Raw genomic sequence first — 18916 nt, forward strand, 5'->3', positions numbered from 1 at the left:
TAAAAATCCGACTCAACGCTTTTTTTGTTTGATTTTTAAGGTGTTTATGGAGTTGGCACGGCGGTTGCAATATTCCTGTCGTGAACGCTTAATCGTATAGCGATGATGAAGTATTTACCGAGAGGCCGCGTGAAGGCGGCTGAAGGGTTCCGGCGCTCTGGCGCTGGGGCCCCCAACAAAAGGAAGAGATCGATGAAAAAGACCAAATTTGCACACTCGCTGATGGCTGTTGTTTTGGGTTCTGCTTTGGTGAGCGGCACTGCGCTGGCCGAAGACAGTCTGCTCAACAAGGCGTCTAACGCCGCGGACAGTGCCGGTGCCAAAATCGATAGCTCCATGAAAAAAGTTGACGGTTACATGGATGACAGCGCGATAACGGCTAAAGTTAAAAGTGCATTGGTGGACGATAAGAGCATCAAAAGCACTGACATTTCGGTGAAAACCGAAAAAGGCACCGTGATCCTGAGCGGGTTTGTCGGCAGCCAGGCGCAGGCGGAGCATGCGGTTGCGGTTGCCGGCAAGGTGGAAGGCGTCAAAACCGTCAGCGACAAGCTGCACGTGAAAGATGAAGCCAACCAGTCGATCAAATCGTATGCCGGCGACACCGCCACCACCAGCGAGCTGAAAGCCAAGCTGCTGGCCGATGACATCGTGCCGTCGCGCAATGTGAAAGTGGAAACCACCGATGGCGTGGTGCAGCTTTCCGGTGAAGTGAAAACGCAGGCGCAGTCTGAGCGTGCCGAAAGCATCGCCAAGGCTATCGACGGCGTGAAAAGCGTGAAAAACGACCTGGTGGTCAAGCAGTAATCCCGCCAGGCGCCCGTAACAAGTAACAACAAGCCGCATCTGTCGGGCCGTCAAGGCGGCCCGACGTGTACCACCAAAAAAAGAAACTGATTTGCCGTCGATGTCCCGTTGTCGGGGCGGTAGACGGCAGCGAATTTTTTCACAATGGTAAGGAGAAGCTTATGTTTCGTTGGGGCATTATCTTTTTAGTCATCGCGCTTATCGCTGCGGCACTGGGGTTCGGTTCGCTGGCGGGCACCGCCGCCTGGGCCGCCAAAGTCGTGTTCGTTGTCGGCATCATCCTGTTCCTGGTCAGTCTGTTCACCGGCCGTCGGCGCCCTTAGCCGGCCGGCATTTTCCTGCAAACTGTAACAAAGCTTAATTCCTTTTCTCACGTCGGGGAGGGCCGGCCATGAACAGCGACATCATCGTCGGGCGCTGGAAACAGCTGAAAGGTCAGGTATGGCAGGCTTGGGCCGAATGGTCCGGCAGCGATGGTGCCTGGTTGGCCGGCAGCAATGATTTCCTCGTCGGCGTGCTGCAAGAGGATTACGGAAGAGAGCGAGACGCGGTATCCTCGGAGAAAACGTCTCACTGAGGATGCCAAGTTGGGATACAGAATACCCATCACGCTCGGCAATATAGAACCGCTGGCGTCTAAACCTTTTCGACCAGGAAAAATGGCGTTGGTCTGCGAAGGCGGCGGCCAGCGCGGCATTTTCACCGCCGGCGTGCTGGACGAGTTTCAGCGCGCGGGCTTTAACCCTTTCGATCTGCTGATCGGCACATCGGCCGGCGCTCAGAATCTGTCTGCCTATATCTGCGGGCAGATGGGCTACGCGCGCCGGGTGATCACCCGTTACACCACTTCGGCACAGTTCTTCAATCCGCTGCGCTTCGTGCGCGGCGGGCATCTGATCGATCTCGATTGGCTGGTTGATACGGCGGCGGCGCAGATGCCACTGGCGATGGACGTGGCGGAACAGCACTTTACCGACGGGCGCGAATTCCTGCTGTGCGCCTGCCGCAGCGACGATTTCGAACCGACCTATCTGCCGGCGCAGCGCGAACGCTGGCTGCCGGCCATCAAGGCGTCCAGCGCCATTCCCGGCTTCTACCGTCAGGGCGTGGAGTTGGACGGCGTCAGCTATCAGGACGGCGGCATCAGCGATGCGATCCCGGTGGAAGAGGCCTATCGCCGCGGCGCCGACACCATCGTGGTGATCCGCACCGTGCCTTCGCAAATGTACTACACCCCGCAGTGGATGAAGCGCATGGAGCATTGGCTGAGCGACAGCAGCCTGCAGCAGATGGTGCGCATCCTGCAGCATCACGAGCAAAGCTATCACCGCATCCAGCGCTTTATCGAAAAGCCGCCGGGCAAGCTGCGCATCTTCGAGATCTTCCCGCCGAAGCCGCTGGCCAGCAATGCGCTGGGCAGCCGATTGGGGGCGCTCAATCAGGATTATCACCTGGGGCGCCGCTGCGGCCGCTACTTCCTGGCCACCGTCGGCCAGTGGATGGCGCAGCAGGAGCCCGACGGCATGAAGGTGCGAAAAGCGTTGTCGCGCCGCCTGATCCAGCCGGAGAACGTCAGAATGCCTTCGCCGATCGTGACCGACATCGCCATGCCCACCGAGCGGGCGGCGCAGCCGGAGGCGGCGGTAGCGGCGCCGAAAATCATCCTGCCGGGCGATCTGCCGCCGGGTGAAGGGGGCGCGCTGTGAGTTACGCCTTTACCGACACCCACTGCCATTTCGATTTCCCGCCCTTTACCGGGCATGAGGCCGAGAGCTTGGCGCGGGCGGCAAGCGCCGACGTAAAGCGCATCATCGTCCCGACGGTCACCGCCGATCGCTTCGCGCGGGTGTTGCGGCTGGCGCAGGAGCATGCGCCGCTGTTCGCCGCACTGGGGCTGCACCCGCTGTATATCGCGCAGCATCATGAGCCGCAGTTGGAACAGTTGGCGGCGCTGCTGGCCGAACGGCCGCACAAGCTGGTGGCGGTGGGGGAGATCGGGCTCGATCTGTATATGGATAACCCACAGTTCGAGCGGCAGCACAGCGTGCTGCTGGCCCAACTGAAGCTGGCGAAACAGCATGACCTGCCGGTGATCCTGCATTCGCGCCGCACCCACGACCAACTGGCCGCCGCGCTGCGGCGCATGCAGCTGCCGCGCCGCGGCGTGGTGCACGGCTTTGCCGGCAGCCTGTCGCAGGCGCAGGCGTTTATCCGCCTCGGCTATTACATCGGCGTGGGCGGCACCATCACCTATGAGCGGGCGCAGAAAACGCGCGCCGTGATGGCGCAGCTGCCGCTTGAGGCGCTGCTGCTGGAGACCGATGCGCCGGACATGCCGCTGGCCGGCTATCAGGGGCAGCCGAACCGCCCCGAGCGCGCCGCCGAGGTGTTTCACGCGCTGTGTGAACTGCGGCCGGAACCGGCCGACGTGATAGCCGCCCACCTGCAACGCAATACCCAAGCGCTGTTCGCCATGCCGAATTGAGGTCTGCATAACGTGACTTGCGTCACGTTATAAGATTTTCATTTGCGTCTCGTTGTATACATTTGTGACATAAATCGGTGCGAGGGTGACCTCGCTCAGTATAATCCCCCCCGAAACTCTCCAATAGCAGACCTCTCTTCATGAGCAGGGATGTATTTTATTTTTTGCAACAGGGAAACTTTGCATGCAACTCATCATGAGTCTGGTCGGGATGGCGGTGCTGATCGCCATTGCGGTGCTGCTCTCCAGCAACCGTCGGGCCATCAAACTGCGCACCGTGGTGTGGGCGTTCATCATTCAGGTCGGTATCGGCGCGCTGGTGCTGTACGTGCCGCTGGGCCGCAGCATCCTCGGCAGTATGTCTAACGGCGTGGCAAACGTTATCGCTTACGGCAATCAGGGCATTTCGTTCATCTTCGGCGGGCTGGTGTCCGACAAGATGTTCGAGGTGTTCGGCGGCGGCGGCTTCGTGTTCGCGCTGCGCGTCCTGCCGGTGATCGTGTTCTTCTCCTCGCTGATTGCGGTGCTGTACTACCTCGGCATCATGCAGTTGGTGATCCGCGTGCTGGGCGGCGGCCTGCACAAGCTGCTGGGCACCTCGCGCACCGAATCGCTGTCGGCGACCGCCAACATTTTCGTCGGCCAGACCGAAGCGCCGCTGGTGGTGCGTCCGTATATCGCCACCATGAGCCAGTCAGAACTGTTCGCCGTGATGTGCGGCGGCCTGGCTTCGGTGGCCGGTTCGGTGCTGGCGGGATACGCGCAGATGGGCGTGCCGCTGGAATACCTGATCGCCGCGTCCTTCATGGCCGCGCCGGGCGGGCTGCTGTTCGCCAAGCTGATGGTGCCGGAAACCGAGCAGACCCACGATAAAGACGATGCGATGAAACTGATCGCCGAAGAGGATCGTCCTGCCAACGTGATCGACGCGGCGGCTTCCGGCGCGGCTTCCGGCATGCAGCTGGCGCTGAACGTCGGCGCGATGCTGCTGGCGTTTATCGCGCTGATCGCCTTGCTCAACGGCATTCTCGGCGGCATCGGCGGCTGGTTCGATTACCCGCAGCTGTCGCTCGAGCTGATCCTCGGCTGGGTGTTCTCGCCGATCGCCTTCCTGATTGGCGTGCCGTGGAGTGAAGCGATGACCGCCGGTTCGTTTATCGGCCAGAAGATCATCGTCAATGAGTTTGTCGCCTATATGAACTTCGGCGCCTATCTGCGTCCGGACGATGTGGTGGCGGCGGAAGGCCTGCAGGTGCTGTCAACGCACACCAAGGCGATCATCTCCTTTGCGCTGTGCGGTTTTGCCAACCTCTCCTCGGTGGCGATCCTGCTGGGCGGTTTGGGCAGCATGGCACCCAACCGTCGCCATGACATCGCGCGTTTCGGTCTGAAGGCCGTGGCGGCGGGCACGCTGTCCAACCTGATGAGTGCCACCATCGCCGGCTTCTTCCTGGCGCTGTAAGCCCTCGCTGAGCCCGCGTCGGCGCGACCGATCGCGGGACTCCGCCTATACTCTAAGCAACGCGGGTGCTTGCCGCATCCGCGATCTTCAGCCGCTTCTTTAGCGAATTTGTGAACGATATCGCGTTATTTTGTGATGTTCTTCACATATAATTCCGGTCTGTTACAGTGCTATTTCATATAGTGTGACGATGAACGCGAATCGCCCCCGGCATTCGTGTTCAAATAGCTATTACTGGCCGGCCGCAAGGCGGGTGGCCATGTGCGGTGAGAAGGATCTCAGTTGCCGCCGCGGGAACGCCGTTCCCCTGCGCTATCTTCATGGAACCAAGTCCGCTCGCCAACACCCAGGTACTCAGTTGGAGAGTTTTATGACCGAATTAACCGCAGCAGCGCAACGTGCGCTGAACTTGATGGATTTAACCACGCTGAACGATGATGACACCGACGAGAAAGTGATCGCCCTCTGTCGTCAGGCCAACAGCCCGGCCGGCCACACGGCGGCCATCTGCATCTACCCGCGTTTTATCCCGGTGGCGCGTAAGGCGCTGCGCGAGCAAGGCACGCCGGACATCCGTATCGCCACCGTGACCAACTTCCCGCATGGCAACGACGATATCGACATCGCGCTGGCGGAAACCCGCGCGGCCATCGCCTATGGGGCGGATGAAGTGGACGTGGTGTTCCCTTACCGCGCGCTGATCGCCGGCAACGAACAGGTCGGTTTCGAGCTGGTGAAACAGTGCAAACAGGCTTGCCAGGCGGCCAACGTGCTGCTGAAAGTGATCATCGAAACCGGTGAGCTGAAGCAGGCCGATCTGATCCGCAAGGCGTCCGAGATCGCCATCAAGGCCGGCGCCGACTTTATCAAGACCTCCACCGGCAAGGTGCCGGTCAACGCCACCCTGGAGAGCGCCGAGCTGATGATGTCAGTGATCCGCGATATGGGCGTGGCGAAGACGGTGGGCTTCAAGCCGGCCGGCGGCGTGCGCACCGCGGAAGACGCGCTGCATTATCTGCAACTTGCCGATCGTATTCTGGGCGAAGGGTGGGCCGACGCGCGGCATTTCCGCTTTGGCGCTTCCAGCCTGCTGGCCAGCTTGCTGGCCGCGCTGGGCCACCAAACCCAGACCGCCGGCGGCGGCTACTGATCGATTTCGTTGGCGGGCGCCAGGCGCGCCCGTCTGCACCGACTCTCGGCGACACAGGGGGATGCCTTGTTCCTGGCTCAAGAAATTATTCGTAAAAAACGCGACGGCCAGCCGTTAAGCGAAGCGGAAATCCGCTTTTTCATCAACGGCATTCGCGACAATGTGGTGTCGGAAGGGCAGATCGCCGCGCTGGCGATGACCATTTATTTCCATGACATGAGCATGCCGGAGCGCGTGGCGCTCACCATGGCGATGCGCGATTCCGGCACCGTGCTGGACTGGAAGAGTTTGGCGCTGAACGGCCCGATCGTCGACAAGCACTCGACCGGCGGCGTGGGCGACGTGACTTCGCTGATGCTCGGTCCGATGGTGGCGGCCTGCGGCGGCTATGTGCCGATGATCTCCGGCCGCGGCCTGGGGCATACCGGCGGCACGCTGGACAAACTGGAAGCCATTCCGGGCTTCAATATTTTCCCGGACGATAACGCCTTCCGCAAAATCATTCAGGACGTCGGCGTGGCGATCATCGGCCAGACCAGCTCGCTGGCGCCGGCGGACAAACGTTTCTACGCCACCCGCGACATTACCGCCACCGTGGATTCGATCCCGCTGATCACCGCCTCCATTCTGGCCAAGAAGCTGGCGGAAGGGCTGGATGCGCTGGTGATGGACGTGAAGGTCGGCTCCGGCGCCTTTATGCCGACCTATGCCCTGTCGCAAGATTTGGCGCAGGCGATCGTCGGCGTGGCCAACGGCGCGGGCTGCAAGACCACCGCGCTGCTGACCGACATGAACCAGGTGCTGGCCTCCAGCGCCGGCAACGCGGTGGAAGTGCGCGAAGCGGTGCGCTTCCTGACCGGCGAATACCGCAACCCGCGCCTGCTGGAAGTGACGCTGGCGCTGTGCGTGGAAATGCTGCTGTCCGGCGGCCTGGCGCAAGACGAGGCCGACGCGCGCGCCAAACTGCAGGCGGTGCTGGACAACGGCAAGGCGGCGGAGGTGTTTGGCCGCATGGTGGCGGCGCAGCAGGGTCCGATAGACTTCGTCGAACGCTACGATAGCTATCTGCCGGCGGCAACGCTGAGCAAGCCGGTGTATGCTGAAAAGCCGGGCATCATCAGCGCCATGGATACCCGTGCGCTGGGCATGGCGGTGGTGTCGTTGGGCGGCGGCCGCCGTCGGGCGAGCGACGCCATCGATTACAGCGTCGGCCTGACCGAGATGGCGCGCCTGGGCGATACGGCGGATTCCCAGCAGCCGCTGGCGATGATCCATGCCAACGATGAAGAGAGCTGGCAGCAGGCGGCCGATGCGGTGCGCAGCGCAATGACGCTGAGCGACAAGGCGCCGGAGGCGACGCCAGTGGTGTATAAGCGCATCACTCAAGCGTGATGACCCTCGTCTTTCAAGCCGTAGCGTTGTTGGCTGCACGCGTGCACCCCAGTCACTTACTTGAGTAAGCTCCTGGGGATACACGCGCTAGCCGCCTAGCTACAACTTGAAATCCATTGGGTATAAATTTAGAGAATAAGGGCGATTGCAGTTTTGCGGTCGCAATAGCGTGAGAACACGCAGGAGAGCACAGATGAAACGCACATTTATTATGGTATTGGACTCCTTCGGCATCGGCGCCAGCGAAGACGCCGAACGTTTTGGCGATCAGGGTTCCGACACCCTGGGCCACATCGCCGAGGTTTGCGCGCGCGGTGAGGCCAACGTGGGCCGTCAGGGCCCGCTGACGCTGCCTAACCTGAGCCGTCTGGGCCTCGGCAAAGCGGCGGAAGAGTCCACCGGCAACTTCCCGCAGGGGCTGGATCGCAACGCCGACATCATCGGCGCCTACGGCTACGCCAGCGAGCTCTCTTCCGGTAAAGACACGCCGTCTGGCCACTGGGAAATCGCCGGCGTGCCGGTGCTGTTCGACTGGGGCTACTTCAAGGACGAGCACAACAGCTTCCCGCAGGCGCTGCTGGATAAGCTGGTGGAGCGCGCCAATCTGCCGGGCTACCTGGGCAACTGCCACTCATCCGGCACCGTGATCCTCGATCAGTTGGGTGAAGAGCACATGAAAACCGGCAAGCCGATTTTCTACACCTCCGCCGACTCGGTATTCCAGATCGCCTGTCACGAAGAGACCTTCGGCCTGGAGCGCCTGTATGAGCTGTGCGAAATCGCGCGTGAAGAGCTGACCGAAGGCGGTTACAACATCGGCCGCGTGATCGCGCGTCCGTTCGTCGGCGACAAGCCGGGCCACTTCCAGCGCACCGGCAATCGCCACGATCTGGCGGTAGAGCCGCCGGCGCCGACCGTGCTGAAAAAGCTGGTGGACGAGAAGGGCGGCGAAGTGGTGTCGATCGGTAAAATCGCCGACATCTATGCCAACGTCGGCATCACCAAGAAGGTGAAGGCGACCGGCATCGACGCGCTGTTCGACGCGACCCTGATCGAAATGGAAAAGGCCGGCGACAACACCATCGTGTTCACCAACTTCGTGGACTTCGACTCCTCCTACGGTCACCGTCGCGACGTGGCGGGCTACGCCGCCGCGCTGGAGCTGTTCGACCGCCGCCTGCCGGAACTGCTGAAGCTGGTGAAAGACGAAGACATCATCATCTTCACCGCCGACCACGGCTGCGACCCGACCTGGCCGGGCACCGATCACACCCGCGAGCATATCCCGGTGTTGGTTTACGGCCCGAAAGTGAAACCGGGTTCGCTGGGCCACCGCGAGACTTTCGCCGACATCGGCCAGACCGTCGCCAATTACTTTGGCCTGTCGCCGATGGATTACGGTAAGACCCTGTTCTAAGCCCTGTCTTTCAAGTCGCAGCGTTGTTAGCTTCACGCGTGAACCCCAGTCACTTACTCAAGTAAGCGCCTGGGGATCCACCCGCTAGCTGCCTGGCTGCAACTCGACATTCAAGGCTTAGATGTTTGACGTTTCTATTAAATAAGATTTCTAAAGGAAGAAAATTATGGCTACGCCGCACATTAATGCTGAGATGGGTGATTTCGCTGACGTAGTACTGATGCCGGGCGACCCGCTGCGCGCAAAATACATCGCCGAAACCTTCCTGGAAGGCGCGGTGGAAGTGAACAACGTGCGCGGCATGTTGGGTTTCACCGGCACCTACAAAGGCCGCCGCATCTCCGTAATGGGCCACGGCATGGGCATTCCGTCCTGCTCCATCTACGCGCGCGAGCTGATCGCCGAATTCGGCGTGAAGAAGATCATTCGCGTGGGTTCCTGCGGCGCGGTGCGTGACGATATCAAACTGCGCGACGTGGTGATCGGCATGGGCGCGTGCACCGACTCCAAGGTGAACCGTCTGCGCTTCAAGGACAACGACTACGCGGCGATCGCCGACTTCGACATGGTGCGCAACGCGGTCGACGCGGCGGCGGCGCAGGGCATCCCGGCGCGCGTGGGCAACATCTTCTCCGCCGATCTGTTCTACACCCCGGATCCGGATATGTTCCAGGTGATGAAGAAGTACGGCATCCTGGGCGTGGAAATGGAAGCGGCCGGCATCTACGGCGTGGCGGCGGAGCTGTACGAAGAGTTCGGCTGTAAGGCGCTGACCATCTGCACCGTGTCCGACCACATCCTGCGTCACGAAGCGACCACGGCGGCGGAACGCCAGACCACCTTTAACGAAATGATCGTTATCGCGCTGGAATCCGTGCTGCTGGGCGACAAAGCGTAATACCGCGGCGGGCGTCGTCATGGCGCCCGCCCGTCAATCTATTCATTCCGCATGGCCGTTTTTGGCTAACGCTTTACCTTTCAATTGGATGTGGATCCCGTTGTTACGGACAATCTATTCACCGAAAGGACAAGAAAACGGCACGAACGCATTCAACGCTTGGCCTGAATTACCCCTGCTTAGGCGCTTCCTGTTTTTTCTCCGGCGCATCGTCTTCATCGTCTTCCACCGTATTGCCTTCTTCCAGTGGTGTGTTGGCGGTCAACAGGTAGGGCGACTGCTGCCAGCGGCTGCGGCGGTGTTGCAGCAGGGTACGCGCCAGAATGATGCCGATCGCCAGCGCCAGCAGGATCATCAGGCGCAGCAGGTTGGTGGTGTTGTCCACCTGCTTGGATTCGGTCGCCAGTACGTGGGTGTCGAGGGTGATGCGGATAAAGCCGATCGGGCCGTCTTTGCCCTGAATGGATTCGACCAACTGGTGGTTGAAGTAGCTGCCGGCGCGTTTGCCGTCGAGCGACAGGCGATCGCGTATACTTATCTGTTCCCCGGCGTGGGAGACCAGCGTGCCGTCCAGCTGATACACGCTGACGTCGAGAATGCGGCTGTGATCGGTGAGCTGCTTGAGGATGGCGTCGATGCGCGGATTGTTGCCGTCGTCGTCCAGCAGCGGCGCCAGGCTGTAGGCGACCTGTTTGGTCAGCGTCTGCGCCAGCTCTTCCACCTGCTCGGATCGCGCCATTTGGTGACTCAGGCTAAAATAAGAGGCGCCCTGCATCAGCAGCACCAGCAAAGCCAGGCAAATCAGGATAATAGCGGTGCGGTGCAGGCGAAATTTCAGTTTAGCGCGAGCCATGCAGGTTCCTTGGGCATCGGGGACACTTTATGTTGCCAGAACCGCTGGCGATAGGATAGCTTGATGCGTCGTTTTATCATGCAGCGTTTTTGTCCATTCAGGAGTCAATGATGTCAAACAGTCTGACCTATTGCGATCTTCCGGCGGAGATCTCTCAATGGCCGGGTCTTCCCCTTTCGCTCAGCGGCGACGAAGTGATGCCGCTGGACTACCGGGCGGGCAATACCGGGTGGCTGTTATATGGCAGGGCGCTGGACAAGGCGCGCATTACCCAATTCCAACGCAAGCTGGGCGCGGCGATGGTGATCGTCACCGCCTGGGGCGTGGACGACTATCAGGTGGTGCGGCTGGCGGGCACCTTGACGCCGCGCGCCAAGCTGCTGGCGGCGGAGAGCGGGCTGGATGTGGCGCCGCTCGGCAAAATCCCGCACCTGCGCACGCCGGGGCTGCTGGTGATGGACATGGATTCAACGGCGATCGAGATCGAGTGCATCGATGAGATCGCCAAGCTGGCGGGCGTCGGCGAGCAGGTGGCGGAAGTGACCGAACGCGCGATGCGCGGCGAGCTGGACTTTACCGCCAGCCTGCGCCAGCGCGTCGGTACGCTGAAAGGGGCCGACGCCAACATCCTTAAGCAGGTGCGCGACGAGCTGCCGCTGATGCCGGGGCTGACCAGCCTGGTGGGCAAGCTGCAGGCGATGGGCTGGCATGTGGCGATCGCCTCCGGCGGCTTCACCTACTACGCCGAATACCTGCGCAACCGGCTGCGGCTGGTGGCGGCGGCGGCCAACGAGCTGGAGATCCGCGACGGCAAGCTGACCGGCGAAGTGCTGGGGCCGGTGGTGGACGCGCAGTTCAAAGCCGATACGCTGCTGCGGCTGGCGGAGAAGCTGGAGATCCCGCTGGCGCAGACCGTGGCCATCGGCGACGGCGCCAACGATTTGAAAATGATGCAGGCGGCGGGGCTGGGCATCGCCTACCACGCCAAACCGAAAGTGTATGAAAAAGCGCAGGTGGCGATCCGGCATGCGGATTTGATGGGCGTGCTGTGTATTCTCACCGGCAGCCTGAAACACGAAGTGCGATAACGAAAGATTGAGGTAAGACGTGGCAAAAGCGGCAAAACGGGCATTTGTGTGCAATGAGTGCGGGGCGGACTATCCGCGTTGGCAGGGGCAGTGCAGCGCCTGCCATGCCTGGAACACCATCACGGAAGTGCGTTTGGCCGCGTCGCCCGCTGCGGCGCGCAACGATCGCCTCAGCGGCTATGCCGGCGACGCCGGCGTCAGCAAAGTGCAGAAGCTGTCGGAAATCAGCCTTGAGGCGCTGCCGCGCTTCACCACCGGCTTTCTCGAGTTCGATCGCGTGCTGGGCGGCGGCGTGGTGCCCGGCAGCGCGATTCTGATCGGCGGCAACCCCGGCGCCGGCAAGAGCACCCTGTTGCTGCAGGTGCTGTGCAAACTGTCCGAACAGATGAAAACCCTGTACGTCACCGGCGAGGAATCGCTGCAGCAGGTGGCGATGCGCGCCCACCGTCTGGGGCTGCCGACCGGCGGCCTGAACATGCTGTCGGAAACCAGCATCGAGCAGATCTGCCTGATCGCCGAGCAGGAACAGCCGAAGCTGATGGTGATCGACTCGATTCAGGTGATGCACATGGCGGACATTCAGTCTTCGCCGGGCAGCGTGGCGCAGGTGCGGGAAACCGCCGCCTATCTGACGCGCTTCGCCAAGACGCGCGGCGTGGCGATCGTGATGGTCGGCCACGTCACCAAAGACGGCTCGCTGGCCGGGCCGAAAGTGCTGGAACACTGCATCGACTGTTCGGTGCTGCTGGACGGCGACGCCGATTCCCGCTTCCGCACCCTGCGCAGCCACAAGAACCGCTTCGGCGCGGTCAACGAGCTGGGGGTGTTCGCCATGACCGAACAGGGGCTGCGCGAAGTGAGCAACCCTTCGGCTATCTTCCTCAGCCGCGGCGACGAAGTTACCTCCGGCAGTTCGGTGATGGTGGTGTGGGAAGGCACCCGGCCGCTGCTGGTGGAGATCCAGGCGCTGGTGGATCATTCGATGATGTCCAACCCGCGCCGCGTGGCGGTGGGGCTGGAGCAGAACCGGTTGGCGATCCTGCTGGCGGTGCTGCACCGGCACGGCGGGCTGCAGATGTCGGATCAGGACGTGTTCGTCAACGTGGTCGGCGGGGTGAAGGTCAGCGAGACCAGCGCCGATCTGGCGCTGCTGATGTCGCTGGTCTCAAGCCTGCGCGATCGGCCGCTGCCGAACGATTTGGTGGTGTTCGGCGAAGTGGGGTTGGCGGGTGAGATCCGTCCGGTGCCGAGCGGTCAGGAGCGGATCGCCGAAGCGGCCAAGCACGGTTTCAAACGCGCCATCGTGCCGCACGGCAATATGCCGAAAAAGCCGCCGGCCAATATGCAGGTGTTCGGGGTCAAGAAGCTGGCGGACGCGCTGGACGTGCTGGAAGGGTTTTATTAATGTCGCCGACGGCGAGAAAGATATGCTATTTTGTTTAGCATATTAAACGGAGGTGGCCATGCCGCAATTTGATTACCTGAAGACGTCCATCAAGCAAAAGGGCTGCACGTTGCAGCAGGTGGCGGATGCCAGCGGCATGACCAAAGGCTATCTCAGCCAGCTGTTGAACGACAAGATCAAAAGCCCGAGCGCGCAAAAGCTCGAGGCGCTGCACCGTTTTCTCGGGCTTGAGTTCCCGCGCAAAGAGGTCAAAGTCGGCGTGGTGTTTGGTAAATTTTACCCGCTGCATACCGGCCACATCTATCTGATCCAGCGCGCCTGCAGCCAGGTGGATGAGCTGCACGTTATCTTGTGCCACGACGAGCCGCGCGACCGTGAGCTGTTCGAGAACAGTTCGATGTCGCAACAGCCGACGGTCAGCGATCGCCTGCGCTGGCTGCTGCAGACCTTCAAGTACCAGAAAAACATCCATATCCACTCGTTCGACGAGCAGGGCATCGAACCGTACCCGCACGGCTGGAACGTGTGGAGCGACGGCATGAAGGCCTTTATGGAACAGAAAGGCATCGTGCCGAGCTTCATCTATTCCAGCGAAGCGCAGGATGCGCCGCGCTACCGCGAGCATCTGGGCATCGAAACCATTTTGGTCGATCCCGAACGGTCGTTCATGAACATCAGCGGCAATCAGATCCGTCAGGATCCGTTCCGTTATTGGGATTACATCCCGACCGAGGTGAAACCGTTCTTCGTGCGCACCGTGGCGATCCTCGGCGGCGAGTCGAGCGGCAAATCGACGCTGGTCAACAAGCTGGCCAACATCTTCAACACCACCAGCGCCTGGGAATATGGCCGCGATTACGTGTTCTCGCACCTGGGCGGCGACGAGATGGCGCTGCAGTACTCCGACTACGACAAAATTGCCCTCGGGCAGGCGCAATACGTGGATTTCGCGGTCAAGTACGCCAACAAGGTGGCGTTTATCGATACCGATTTCGTCACCACCCAGGCGTTTTGCAAAAAGTACGAAGGGCGTGAGCATCCCTTCGTGCAGGCGCTGATCGACGAATACCGCTTCGATCTGGTGATCCTGCTGGAAAACAACACGCCGTGGGTGGCGGACGGCCTGCGCAGTCTCGGCAGCACCGCCGATCGCCTGGCGTTCCAGCGCCTGCTGGAGGAGATGCTGCGCGCCAACAACATCGAGTACGTGCACGTTGAGTCTAGCGATTACGAAGAGCGCTTCCTGCGCTGTGTCGAGCTGGTGCAACAGCTGCTGGCGGCGGACGCCGGCCGGCTGGCGAATGCGCCCGCCCAGCGCCACGCCGCAGGCTGAGAAAAATTAGCGTAATGTGCGATCGCGCGGCAGAAACGGCCGCACGGACGCACATTTAAAGGCCTGTTTAAACATGGTTCATTCGGTAGCGACTACGTTAAGGTTTTCTTTACAATAACGCTCAGAAGAAGACATGTCTTATCGCTTACTCGCTCTCTGGTTGATCTGCTATGCCGCAGCCTGGACGCTGCTGACCGTTCATCTCGATCCTACCCTGCCTTACGACGCCGTCGAGGCGCTCAATTGGGGCCTCAACGGCGAGTGGGGCTCACCGAAAAATCCTTGGTTGGTCGGTGCGGCGATGCAGCCGGCGATCTGGCTGTCGTGGCTGCCGCTGAACGTTTACTGGTACGGCGGGCACTTCATCGCCATCGCCATCGGCATGTTGGGCGTCTGGCTGTTGGCGCGACGCCTGAGCGGCAGCACTTCGCTGGCCTGGATGGCGCTGCTGACGCTCAACCTGTCCGGCATCATCAATTTCGACATCATTCCCTACAACGACAACTACCTGTTGGTGATGCTGTGGCCGTGGATGGCGCTGTTCTTCCACATGGCGATTTCCCGTTCGGCCAACTGGTGGCCGGCCTTCGCGTTGGCCGCCGGTCTGGCGATGATGGCGAAGTATTCGACCTTCGCCTTCGTCTATTTCGCGGCGCTGTCGACGCTGTTCGTGCCGCAGATCCGTCGCTGCTATCGCCAACCGCAGTTCTATCTGGCGGTGGCGATCTGGCTGGCGCTGGTGTTGCCGAACGTATTCTGGCTGTGGAACCACGACTTCGCCGCCTTTAAGTGGGTGGATTCGCAGATCAAGATGCAGCTCAATCTCGACATGCTGCAGTCGCTGCTACTGGTGTTCTATCCGTCGCTGGTGCTGTGGTGGATCCTGCGCCGCAGCGGGGCGGTGCTGGCCTGGCCGAAAGCCTTGCCGATGCGGGTGCTGCTGTGGATCTACCTGCTGCCGCTCGGCATCATCACCTTCTGGTTCTCCTTCAACGTCGGCGGCCGCTTGACCGAGTGGCTGCAGCCGTTCTTCATGCTGGCCCCCGCGCTGCTGGTCGGCTGCGTGCGTCAGCCGCCGGTGCGTTCGCTGCGGGCGGCGACTATTGGGCTGATGTGCGCGGCGCTGGCGGTCTATCTGGGGTATGCCGCGGTGATGCTGGGCAACGTGCGCAATGCCGGTCAGAAAATGGTGGGCATCAAGGCGTTCAGCGCTGGAGTGGAGCAGCTGTGGCAGGAGCGGTATGGCGTCAGTCTGCGTTATGTCGGCGGCGAATACCTGTCGCAGTGGATGACGGTGTATGCCGGTTCCCGGCCGCAAACCATTACGCGCTGGTCCAATCATACGCGGCCGAACATCTACAACGTCAACATCAGCTATCCGCAGATTGCGCGGCATGGCGTCGCCTTGTTCGGTCGGTTGGGTGAAGACTGCGCACACAGCGACTTCGGCGGCGAACTGGCCCACTGGCCGAAGATGCGCCTCGACTGGCAGCAGACGCTGACCTTCCGCGCCGATCCGCAGAGCGACGAGCAGGTGCTGTGCGTCGGCTTCGTTCGCCCGCAGTAACGGCGGCGCAGAGCACCGCCGCGATGCGAACTCAGTAAGCGATAACCAGCTTGCCTTGCATATGGCCGCCGAGCAGCTGTTGGTGCGCGGCGGTCAGCGTGTCTACCGACAGCCCGTGCAGGGTTTCGCTCAGCGTGGTGCTCAGTTTGCCGTCGTCCAGCAGTTGCGCCACCTGCTGCAGGATCCGGCCTTGCTGCGCGATGTCCGGGGTGGTGAACATGCTGCGGGTGAACATGAATTCCCAGTGCAGCGCGGCGCTTTTCAGCTTCAGCGCGTTTTGATCCAACGGCTGCGCGTTCTCGACGATGGTGCAGATATGGCCGAGCGGCGCGATCAGTTCGGCCATCGCCGGCCAGTGGCCGTCGGTATCGTTCAGACAGAGGATGTAATCCACCTGCTCGATGCCGTGTTGCGCCAGGTTGCCCTTCAAATCGCGGTAGTCCACCACCAGGTCGGCGCCCCGCTCGCGGCACCAGGCGGCGGATTCCGGCCTGGACGCGGTGGCGATCACTTTCACCTTGCTGCGCAGCGCGGCCAGCGGAATGGCCAGCGAGCCGACCCCGCCGGCGCCGCCGATGATCAGCAGCGTCTTGTGCTCCGGCGCATCCTGAATGTTCAGGTGCTCGAACAGCGCCTCCCAGGCGGTGAGGGCGGTGAGCGGCATGGCGGCGGACTCCGCCCAGTTCAGGCTGCGCGGTTTGTGCGCGGCGATGCGAGAGTCGATCAGTTGGTGGCTGCTGTTGCTGCCGGGCCGGGTGATATCGCCGGCGTACCACACTTCATCGCCGGGCTTGAAGCCGCTGACACCGCTGCCCACGTCCAGCACGACGCCGCTGGCGTCCCAGCCGAGGACGCGCGGCTGCTGCAGGCCGCTTTTCTGCAGACCGGCGTGCACTTTGGTATCCACCGGGTTGACCGAGGCCGCTTTCACTTCCACCAGCAGATCGTACTGGCCGGGCACCGGCATCTCCGGTGAGATTTCGATGAAACCGGCGGGGTTCTGCGGGTCTACGGCAATGGCTTTTATCGACATGATTGTGCTCCTTTCAAATGATGTCCCCAGTGTAGACCCGCGGCAGTGGGGTGATAAGATGGACAATATCTAACTGAGTGTTCGTCAGAGGTGAACAATGGAGTTCAAACAGCTGCAGGACATGGCGCTGTTCGCGCTGGTGGCGGAGTGCGGCAGCTTCACCGCCGCCGCGCAGCGTGTCGGGTTGCCGAAGTCCAGCGTCAGTCAGCGCATCAGCCAGCTCGAACAGACGCTGGGGCTGCGTTTGCTCAACCGCACCACGCGCCAGCTGAACCTGACCTTCGCCGGCGAGCGCTATCTGGAACACTGCCAGGCGATGATGTCCGCCGCCGAGCGGGCCGATCTGGCGCTGCAGCGGCTGCGCGACAACCCGAGCGGCCGCCTGCGCATCTCGACGCCGGCCGGGTTGGGGGCAACCCTGGTGGCGCGGCTGGCGGCGGATTTTCAGCGCCAGTACCCGGACGTATCGCTGGAGGTGTCGGTATCCGACGCCATGGTGGATCTGGTGCAGGAAGGCTTCGACGCCGCGCTGCGCACCGGCAAGCCGCAGGATTCTTCGCTGATCGGCCGCCACCTCGGGTATGCGCCGCGCTATCTGCTGGCTGCGCCGTCCTATCTGGCGCGGCACTCGCCGATCGAGCACCCGCAGCAGCTGCAGCAGCATCGCTGCATTGCCCACCGCGCCTGGACGGCCTGGAACCTGCGCTGCGGCGACGATTATTACCGCTGGCAGCTGCCGCTGGCGCACACCACCGACAATCTGCTGTATGCGCGCGAATGCGCTATCGCTGGCGCGGGGATCACGCTGCTGCCGGCGTTTCTCAGCCGCGAGGTGGTGGCGCAGAAGCTGTTGGTGGAGGTGTTGCCGGCCTGGCGCGCAGAAGGGAATGAACTGTATCTGGTTTACCCGAGCCGCAAGCTGAATTCCCCGGCGCTGGCCTGTTTCATCGATGTGGTATTGCAGCACCCGGCGTTTGACGACTACGCGCGCGAGCTGACGCGGGAGTAGGCCTGGCAGATGACGCAGACGCCTAATTTCTGTCGCCATCGTCCTAAAACCTTTGGCTGGAGCATGGCGCGGGCTATGCTCATGAAAGGGGCTTAGGGGGAGAGGGTATGGATCCGTTATCGGAAGTGCTTGCGCCATTGAACAGCCAGAATGCGTTTTTCGGCGGCCTGAAGGCCGGCGGCGACTGGGCCGTTCATTTTCCTGCGCCGCAGAGCGGGAAATTCAACGCGGTGGTGCGCGGCGGCTGTTGGCTGGCGGCGGAAGGGTTGGCCGAACCGCTGCGGCTGGCGGCCGGCGACTGCTTGCTGCTGACCCGCAGCCTGCCGGTCACTGTCGGCAGCGATCTGTCGCTGCCGGCGCTCGATGCTGACGTACTTTATCTGCAGGCGAAAAATGGCGTGGCGAGCTGCGGCGAGGCGGAGGATTGCCTGTTTATCGGCGGGAGTTTTACCTTCGGTGAGGAAGTGGAGCGGTTGTTGGGGAGTTTGCCGGCGTTGATGGTGATCCGAGGCGGCACCGAAGAGGCCGCCGTGTTGCAATGGGCGTTGCAGCGGCTGGCGGACGAGCTGTTAAAGCCTTCGCCGGGTAGCGCGCTGATGACGCATCATCTGGGGCAGATCATGCTGACCCAGGCGCTGCGGATTTACCTGACGGGGGAGGAGGGCGCGGCCTCCGGCTGGCTGCCCGCCTTGTTTGATCCGCGCATCGGCGCCGCGATGCAGGCAGTACACGCCGATCCTGCCCGTCGCTGGACGGTGGCGTCATTGGCCGATGCGGCGAGCGTTTCCCGTTCGACGTTGGCGCTGCGCTTCAAGCAGAAGGCGGGAATGGCGCCGCTTGAGTATGTGTCGCGTTGGCGCATGTTGCTGGCTGCGCGGGCGCTGCGTACCGGCGTTGAACCGGTATCCATCATCGCGCAACGTTTGGGGTACGATTCCGACAGCGCGTTCAGCCATGCTTTCAAGCGCGTGATGGCGTGCTCACCGCGCGATTATCGCCGGACGCGGGCATAAAAAA

18 protein-coding genes are annotated in these 18916 nt (G+C 61.9%); 16 read left to right on the forward strand and 2 right to left on the reverse strand.

The genetic code is table 11. The annotated features are described in order from the left end of the window. The first annotated feature begins 192 nt into the window (after positions 1–192). The 10 genes from osmY (at position 193) to deoD (ending at position 9611) form a co-directional block, all read left to right on the forward strand. Entirely contained in the window at positions 193–807 is a 615-nt protein-coding gene (osmY, locus tag ACUTQY_RS14470; protein WP_033641790.1) for a molecular chaperone OsmY, read from the forward strand. A 161-nt stretch (positions 808–968) separates the two neighbouring features. Beyond that, positions 969–1130: a DUF1328 domain-containing protein gene (locus tag ACUTQY_RS14475; protein WP_004933089.1), complete on the forward strand. Its 162-nt coding sequence runs from the start codon at positions 969–971 to the stop codon at positions 1128–1130. A gap of 68 nt (positions 1131–1198) precedes the next feature. Further along, positions 1199–1384: a CsbD family protein gene (locus ACUTQY_RS14480; RefSeq protein WP_004933086.1), complete on the forward strand. Its 186-nt coding sequence runs from the start codon at positions 1199–1201 to the stop codon at positions 1382–1384. Between the two features lie 10 nt (positions 1385–1394). Further along, positions 1395–2513 carry a patatin-like phospholipase family protein gene (locus ACUTQY_RS14485; RefSeq protein WP_033651706.1) on the forward strand — a complete coding sequence of 373 codons (1119 nt, stop codon included), beginning with the start codon at positions 1395–1397 and terminating at the stop codon, positions 2511–2513. Continuing rightward, a complete protein-coding gene (locus ACUTQY_RS14490; RefSeq protein ID WP_046688209.1) occupies positions 2510–3292 on the forward strand; it encodes a TatD family hydrolase in 783 nt (260 codons plus the stop codon). Before ACUTQY_RS14485 ends, ACUTQY_RS14490 begins: the two co-directional genes overlap by 4 nt. 184 nt (positions 3293–3476) lie before the next feature. Further along, the gene (locus ACUTQY_RS14495; RefSeq protein WP_004933076.1) at positions 3477–4754 is read left to right on the forward strand and encodes a NupC/NupG family nucleoside CNT transporter; all 1278 of its coding nucleotides are present in this window, start codon (positions 3477–3479) and stop codon (positions 4752–4754) included. Between the two features lie 370 nt (positions 4755–5124). Further along, positions 5125–5904, forward strand: coding sequence for a deoxyribose-phosphate aldolase (deoC, locus tag ACUTQY_RS14500; protein ID WP_033641793.1), 780 nt, complete (start codon positions 5125–5127; stop codon positions 5902–5904). 66 nt (positions 5905–5970) lie between these two features. After that, positions 5971–7296, forward strand: a complete 1326-nt coding sequence (deoA, locus tag ACUTQY_RS14505) for a thymidine phosphorylase (protein ID WP_046688210.1) — start codon at positions 5971–5973, stop codon at positions 7294–7296. A 193-nt stretch (positions 7297–7489) separates the two neighbouring features. Then, positions 7490–8713 carry a phosphopentomutase gene (gene deoB, locus ACUTQY_RS14510; protein ID WP_046688211.1) on the forward strand — a complete coding sequence of 408 codons (1224 nt, stop codon included), beginning with the start codon at positions 7490–7492 and terminating at the stop codon, positions 8711–8713. A gap of 166 nt (positions 8714–8879) precedes the next feature. Continuing rightward, positions 8880–9611 (forward strand): purine-nucleoside phosphorylase, encoded by a 732-nt coding sequence (deoD, locus tag ACUTQY_RS14515; protein ID WP_004933059.1) that lies wholly within the window; start codon positions 8880–8882, stop codon positions 9609–9611. A 169-nt stretch (positions 9612–9780) separates the two neighbouring features. Here deoD and ACUTQY_RS14520 read toward each other — a convergent pair whose 3' ends face one another. Beyond that, the gene (locus ACUTQY_RS14520; protein ID WP_033641796.1) at positions 9781–10464 is read right to left on the reverse strand and encodes a YtjB family periplasmic protein; all 684 of its coding nucleotides are present in this window, start codon (positions 10462–10464) and stop codon (positions 9781–9783) included. Positions 10465–10574: 110 nt separating this feature from the next. Between ACUTQY_RS14520 and serB the strand changes: the two genes are divergently transcribed. The 4 genes from serB to ACUTQY_RS14540 all read left to right on the forward strand — a co-directional run bounded on the left by serB (position 10575) and on the right by ACUTQY_RS14540 (position 15857). After that, entirely contained in the window at positions 10575–11552 is a 978-nt protein-coding gene (serB, locus tag ACUTQY_RS14525; RefSeq protein WP_042783658.1) for a phosphoserine phosphatase, read from the forward strand. 19 nt (positions 11553–11571) lie between these two features. Beyond that, on the forward strand, positions 11572–12957 hold the full coding sequence (radA, locus tag ACUTQY_RS14530; RefSeq protein ID WP_004933048.1) for a DNA repair protein RadA: 1386 nt from the start codon (positions 11572–11574) through the stop codon (positions 12955–12957). A 58-nt stretch (positions 12958–13015) separates the two neighbouring features. Further along, entirely contained in the window at positions 13016–14290 is a 1275-nt protein-coding gene (gene nadR, locus ACUTQY_RS14535; protein ID WP_033641798.1) for a multifunctional transcriptional regulator/nicotinamide-nucleotide adenylyltransferase/ribosylnicotinamide kinase NadR, read from the forward strand. 133 nt (positions 14291–14423) lie between these two features. After that, positions 14424–15857: a glycosyltransferase family 39 protein gene (locus tag ACUTQY_RS14540; protein WP_033651702.1), complete on the forward strand. Its 1434-nt coding sequence runs from the start codon at positions 14424–14426 to the stop codon at positions 15855–15857. Between the two features lie 31 nt (positions 15858–15888). Here ACUTQY_RS14540 and ACUTQY_RS14545 read toward each other — a convergent pair whose 3' ends face one another. Beyond that, positions 15889–16890, reverse strand: a complete 1002-nt coding sequence (locus ACUTQY_RS14545) for a zinc-binding alcohol dehydrogenase family protein (RefSeq protein WP_033641800.1) — start codon at positions 16888–16890, stop codon at positions 15889–15891. 97 nt (positions 16891–16987) lie between these two features. Here ACUTQY_RS14545 and ACUTQY_RS14550 point away from each other — a divergent pair, with 97 nt between their 5' ends. After that, the gene (locus ACUTQY_RS14550) at positions 16988–17899 is read left to right on the forward strand and encodes a LysR family transcriptional regulator (RefSeq protein WP_046688212.1); all 912 of its coding nucleotides are present in this window, start codon (positions 16988–16990) and stop codon (positions 17897–17899) included. 107 nt (positions 17900–18006) lie between these two features. Next, a complete protein-coding gene (locus ACUTQY_RS14555; protein ID WP_033651700.1) occupies positions 18007–18912 on the forward strand; it encodes an AraC family transcriptional regulator in 906 nt (301 codons plus the stop codon). The last annotated feature ends 4 nt before the right edge of the window (positions 18913–18916 follow it).

The organism is Serratia sp. TSA_130.1 (assembly GCF_052691795.1).

Coding starts and splice junctions, on each gene's coding strand:
- ACUTQY_RS14555 (WP_033651700.1), top strand. CDS start 18,007: ATGGATCCGTTATCGGAAGTGCTTGCGCCATTGAACAGCCAGAATGCG.
- ACUTQY_RS14540 (WP_033651702.1), top strand. CDS start 14,424: ATGTCTTATCGCTTACTCGCTCTCTGGTTGATCTGCTATGCCGCAGCC.
- serB (WP_042783658.1), top strand. CDS start 10,575: ATGTCAAACAGTCTGACCTATTGCGATCTTCCGGCGGAGATCTCTCAA.
- deoC (WP_033641793.1), top strand. CDS start 5,125: ATGACCGAATTAACCGCAGCAGCGCAACGTGCGCTGAACTTGATGGAT.
- deoB (WP_046688211.1), top strand. CDS start 7,490: ATGAAACGCACATTTATTATGGTATTGGACTCCTTCGGCATCGGCGCC.
- ACUTQY_RS14495 (WP_004933076.1), top strand. CDS start 3,477: ATGCAACTCATCATGAGTCTGGTCGGGATGGCGGTGCTGATCGCCATT.
- ACUTQY_RS14545 (WP_033641800.1), bottom strand. CDS start 16,890: ATGTCGATAAAAGCCATTGCCGTAGACCCGCAGAACCCCGCCGGTTTC.
- nadR (WP_033641798.1), top strand. CDS start 13,016: ATGCCGCAATTTGATTACCTGAAGACGTCCATCAAGCAAAAGGGCTGC.
- ACUTQY_RS14475 (WP_004933089.1), top strand. CDS start 969: ATGTTTCGTTGGGGCATTATCTTTTTAGTCATCGCGCTTATCGCTGCG.
- osmY (WP_033641790.1), top strand. CDS start 193: ATGAAAAAGACCAAATTTGCACACTCGCTGATGGCTGTTGTTTTGGGT.
- ACUTQY_RS14520 (WP_033641796.1), bottom strand. CDS start 10,464: ATGGCTCGCGCTAAACTGAAATTTCGCCTGCACCGCACCGCTATTATC.
- ACUTQY_RS14550 (WP_046688212.1), top strand. CDS start 16,988: ATGGAGTTCAAACAGCTGCAGGACATGGCGCTGTTCGCGCTGGTGGCG.
- ACUTQY_RS14480 (WP_004933086.1), top strand. CDS start 1,199: ATGAACAGCGACATCATCGTCGGGCGCTGGAAACAGCTGAAAGGTCAG.
- deoD (WP_004933059.1), top strand. CDS start 8,880: ATGGCTACGCCGCACATTAATGCTGAGATGGGTGATTTCGCTGACGTA.